The 5048-nt window shown below is 68.9% G+C and carries 4 protein-coding genes; all 4 read left to right on the top strand.

What is annotated here, in order from left to right:
* On the top strand, nt 1-846 hold an 846-nt coding region (locus ACFP3H_RS03835), incomplete at its 5' end, for a transcriptional regulator (protein WP_378599709.1).
* Between the two features lie 56 nt (nt 847-902).
* The gene (gene exaC, locus ACFP3H_RS03830) at nt 903-2420 is read left to right on the top strand and encodes an acetaldehyde dehydrogenase ExaC (RefSeq protein ID WP_378599706.1); all 1518 of its coding nucleotides are present in this window, start codon (nt 903-905) and stop codon (nt 2418-2420) included.
* On the top strand, nt 2420-2824 hold the full coding sequence (locus ACFP3H_RS03825) for a DUF779 domain-containing protein (protein WP_378599704.1): 405 nt from the start codon (nt 2420-2422) through the stop codon (nt 2822-2824). Before exaC ends, ACFP3H_RS03825 begins: the two co-directional genes overlap by 1 nt.
* Before the next feature lie 188 nt (nt 2825-3012).
* The coding region (locus ACFP3H_RS03820) for a sensor histidine kinase (RefSeq protein WP_378599701.1) at nt 3013-5048 on the top strand (2036 nt) is incomplete at its 3' end.

The raw sequence follows: 5048 nt of genomic DNA, 5'->3' as shown, positions 1-5048 counted from the left end.
CCGGGCGGGGTGTGGGACGAAAGCCATATGGGCACCAACGGATTGTCGTTGGCCCTGCACGACGACCGGGCCGTCACCGTGTTCTCCGCCGAGCATCTCGTCGCCGCGCTGCACGGGTGGGTCTGCTACTCCGCGCCCATCCACGGACCCGACGGCCGCCAGGTCGGCGTGCTCGATCTGTCCTCGACGTGGGAGCGCTCGCATCCGATGGTGATGACCTCGGTGCGCGCGCTGGTCACGGCGGTGGAGACGATGCTGCGCGCCGAAGCGCCCACCCCGGCGCCGGGCGTGCGCATCGAATGTCTCGGCACCGCACGGCTGTTGCGCGACGGGCGGCCGGTGCCGTTGCCGCCGCGCCAGCTCGAGATCCTGGCGCTGCTGGCGCTGGTCCCGGAGGGCTACACCCCCGAACAGTTGCACGCGGCGGTCTACGGCGACCGCGCGGTCTCGCTGAACACGCTCAAAGCCGATGTGTCGCACCTGCGTCGGGCCACCCGCGGCGAGATCGCCAACCGGCGCTACATGCTCACCGGGCCGATCTCGTGCGACGCGGTCGAGCTGCTCGCCGCGATCGAGGGCGGTGACCTCACCTCGGCGCTGTGGCTGTATCGCGGTCCGCTGCTCCCGGGTTCGGATCTGCCCGGGGTGGAGCAGTGGCGCGCCCACCTCGACGTCGGCATCCGCAACGCGGTGCTGGGCAGCGATCGACCCGAGCACGCGGTCGCCTTCGGCCAGCGCTGCCCCGGCGATGTGGCCGTGCACGAACACGCCCTGCGCCTGCTGCCGCGCGAGGACGTGCGGCGCGCGGTCGTCACCGCCCGGCTGTACACCGCGCGCCAGGGCTGACCTGGGCGAGAACCCACACCAACCTCGTACCAACCTTTGCCGACAATAGTGTCCCCATGATCTACGGCAAGCCCGGATCGGACACCGGCATAGTCAGCTATGCCGCCCGATACGACAACTTCATCGGAGGTGACTGGGCCGCGCCCGTGGAAGGCCGCTACTTCGACAACACCTCCCCGGTCGACGGGGAAACCTTCTGCGCGGTGGCCCGTTCCACCGCCGCCGATATCGACATGGCCCTCGAGGCCGCGCACCGCGCCACCGAGGGCTGGGCCGCGACCTCGGTCGCCGCGCGCGCCGACATCCTGCTCACGATCGCCGACCGCATCGAGAACAGTCTCGAACCGCTGGCGGTGGCCGAGACCTGGGACAACGGCAAACCGATCCGCGAGACCCTCGGCGCGGACCTGCCGTTGGCCATCGATCACTTCCGCTACTTCGCGGGAGTGCTCCGCGCCCAGGAAGGTTCGATCTCCCAGATCGACGCCGACACCGTGGCCTATCACTTCCACGAACCGCTCGGCGTGGTCGGGCAGATCATTCCGTGGAACTTCCCCATCCTGATGGCCGCGTGGAAACTCGCGCCCGCGCTGGCGGCGGGCAACTGCGTGGTCATCAAACCGGCCGAGCAGACACCGGCCTCACTGTTGCTGGTCGTCGAACTCATCGCCGATCTGCTGCCGCCGGGAGTTCTCAACGTGGTCAACGGATTCGGCGTGGAAGCGGGCAAGCCGCTGGCGCAGAGCCCGCGCCTGGCCAAGATCGCCTTCACCGGCGAGACCACCACCGGGCGACTGATCATGGCCTACGCGAGCGAGAACATCGTCCCGATCAGCCTCGAACTGGGCGGCAAGAGTCCCAACATCTTCCTGCCCGATGTGCTGGCCGCCGACGACGACTACCTCGACAAGGCGATCGAGGGCTTCGCGATGTTCGCCATGAACCAGGGCGAGGTGTGCACGTGTCCCTCACGGGCACTGATCCATTCGTCGATCTACGACGAATTCCTCGCCCGTGTCCTCGCCCGCACCGAGGCCATCGTGTCCGGTCATCCGCTCGACACCGAGACGATGATCGGCGCGCAGGCCGGCAACGACCAGTACGAGAAGATTCTGTCCTATTTCGACATCGGCAGAGCCGAAGGCGCCCGCGTGCTCACTGGAGGGGAAGCACGCAAGGTCGACGGCCTACCGGGTGGGTACTACATCGAACCCACCGTCTTCGAAGGTGACAATACGATGCGGATCTTCCAGGAGGAGATCTTCGGCCCCGTCGTCGCGGTGACCCGCTTCGACACCGTCGAGGAGGCCATCCGCATCGCCAACGACACCCGCTACGGTCTCGGTGCGGGCGTGTGGACCCGCGACCTGAACGCCGCGCACCGACTCGGTCGCGGCATCAAAGCGGGCCGGATCTGGACCAATTGCTATCACACCTACCCCGCGCACGCCGCGTTCGGCGGCTACAAGAAATCCGGGTTCGGACGGGAGAGCCACGCTATGACGCTCGGGCACTATCAGCAGACCAAGAACGTGCTCGTCAGCTATTCCACGACGACGCTCGGATTGTTCTGATGCAGAACCGAATCCACCGGGTCGATATCACCGAACGCGCACAGGACCTGCTGCGTCGCATCATCGAGGACAACGGCCCGGTGCTGTTTCGCCAGTCACGCCACGGCGACGACGAGCAGGCGCCGGTGTGCCTGCCCATCACGCGCGTGCCGATCGAACAGGCCGACCGGATGCTGGGTCGACTCAACTGGCACACCGAATTCTGGCTCAGCGCCGACCAATACGAACACTGCAAGCACTCCCACCTGACCGTCGACGTGACGCGCGGCGAGGCCGCCGCCGACTCGCTCGACGCGGGCAGGGGTCTGCGGTTCGTGGTGCGCGCCAGATCGTTGACCGAGGCGGAGAACGCGGCGCTGGCCGACATTCCGCCACCGCGAACGGGCGCCGACCGCACACTGTAGTGGCGCCGAGAAACCTGACCTGGCAGCATCTTTCCCGGCGCTGCCAGGTCACGGCGAGCCCCCGCCGACTGGGCCGTTGCAGGCTCAGCCGGCGGGGTGAGCTCGCCGATTTTTCAGAGAAATCAAATCGCGTCCCGCTCAGCGAGACATGCACGACAAGTTCGCAACGATTCCGTTACGTTGTGGCGATGTTCTTAGCGAGACTCGGTGTGCGCACCCGGATTCTGGCGATCGCCCTCATACCGAGTCTGACCCTCGTGGTGGTCGGCGTCGGCACCGCGGGCTACCTGGTCGAGCAGAGTAACGACGCCAAGGCGTGGGCCACTCAGCTGCAGTCGATGATCGATCCGATGCAGGAGCAGCTGGAGGCGTTCCAGGCCGAACGCGCGCTGACGCTGGCCGTGCTCGCCGGTGACGAGACCGCCGCGCCCGCGCTGCCCGCCGCGCGCACCCGCGCCGATGTGGCGTTCACCGCGATGAACGTCGCCGTGCAGAAGCTGCGCTCGGTCAACGAGGTCGACATCGGTGACAGCCAGGAAGCCTACGATCAGTTCCTGCAGGCCCAGGTCCAGTTGCGCGGCGCGGTCGACGCGCGCATGCTGCCGACCACTGACGCCTACTACTTCTTCAACACCGTCATCGACAAGTTCGCCGCCGGTTCCAATGTCGCCTCGTTGCAGGCGCCCACCTCCGAACTCGCCGTGCGCTCGACCTACGGCGACCGGCTGCTCGGCGTCATCGAATCGATGTCGCGCGCCAACACCGTCGGCACCGCGCTCATGGCGTCCAACGGCGCGCTGGCGATCCCGCTCGACGAGTTCATGCGCCAGAGCGGGCATTTCCAGGCCGAGCTCGTCGCGCTGGCCCCGCAGCTGCGACCCACCGACCGCGACATGATCAACGCGCTCATGGCCAGCCCCCAGTGGCAGCAGGTCGTCGCGACGAACACCGCGCTGGTGGTGCGCTACTCCGATCCCGCCGCGATCGGCGCCAAGCCGAGCAGCCTCGAGCCGCTGCCCGCGACGCCGGCGGAGTGGCAGGAGTCCAACGCCTTCGTCGGTCGCGCCCTGCTCAACCTCTACGGTTCGCACGGCAAGGGCGTGCAGTCCGCCGCGGCCGATTCCGCCCACCGCGCCGAGGTCACCTCGGCGCTGGCCGGTGGCGGCGTCGTGGCGCTCAGTGTGCTGGTGTTCCTGATCGCGGTGGTCCTGGCCAACCGGATCATTCGTCGCCTGCGCCGCCTGCGCAACCAGACTTTGCAGCTGGCCGACGAGCACCTGCCCGCCACCATGCGCGTGCTGCGCGAGGGCGGCGAGGTCGACGCCGAGGCCATCGCGCCGAAACTGGACTTCGGTCGCGACGAGATCGGTCAGGTCGCCGACGCCTTCGAGCACGCCGCCGCCGCCGCGCTCGGTGCCGCCGTCGACGAGGCCCGCACCCGCGAGGGCGTGCGCGCGGTGTTCCTCAACATCGCCCACCGCAGCCAGATCGTGGTGCACCGCCAGCTCGAGATCCTCGACGAAGCCGAACGGCGCCAAGAGGATCCGGCCCTGCTCGAGACGCTGTTCCGCCTGGACCACCTGGCCACCCGCGAGCGCCGCAACGCCGAGAACCTGATCATCCTCGGCGGCGGGCGCCCCGGTCGCCAGTGGCGCCAGCCGGTGCCGGTGATGGACGTGGTGCGCAGCGCCATCGGCGAGACCCTGGACTACGCGCGGGTGCGCGTCACCAAGCTGCCCGAGGTCAGCGTGGTGGGCACGGTCGTGGCCGACCTCGTGCACCTGCTCGCCGAGCTCGTCGACAACGCCACCGCGTTCTCCCCGCCGCAGTCGCGGGTGGAGGCGGGCGGCAACGTCGTCGGCAAGGGCGTGGTCGTGGAGATCACCGACCAGGGCATGGGCATGACGCCCGAGGACCTGGACCGCTACAACGCGATGCTGGCCGATCCGCCGGACTTCGGCGTCGGCACGCTGTCCTCGGACTCGCGCCTCGGCCTGTTCGTGGTCGCCAGACTCGCTCTCGCGCACGGGGTTTCGGTGCGCCTGAGCGAATCCGACTACGGCGGCATCCGCGCCATCGTGCTGATCCCGACGCAGCTGCTCGCGGGCCGGACCGACACCGCCAGCCTGCCGCCGGCGATGACCGGCCCGCTGCGCCGCGGGCTGCCCGCCGCGCCGGAGCACGCCCCGGTCCCCGCCCATCGTGTGGCGCGACCGGTTCGGGC

The sequence above is a fragment of the Nocardia lasii genome (genome assembly GCF_042658545.1).
Classification (GTDB): domain Bacteria; phylum Actinomycetota; class Actinomycetes; order Mycobacteriales; family Mycobacteriaceae; genus Nocardia; species Nocardia lasii.
The sequence above is the reverse complement of the archived record's forward strand: the minus strand, read 5'-3'. Positions and strand labels throughout refer to the sequence as shown.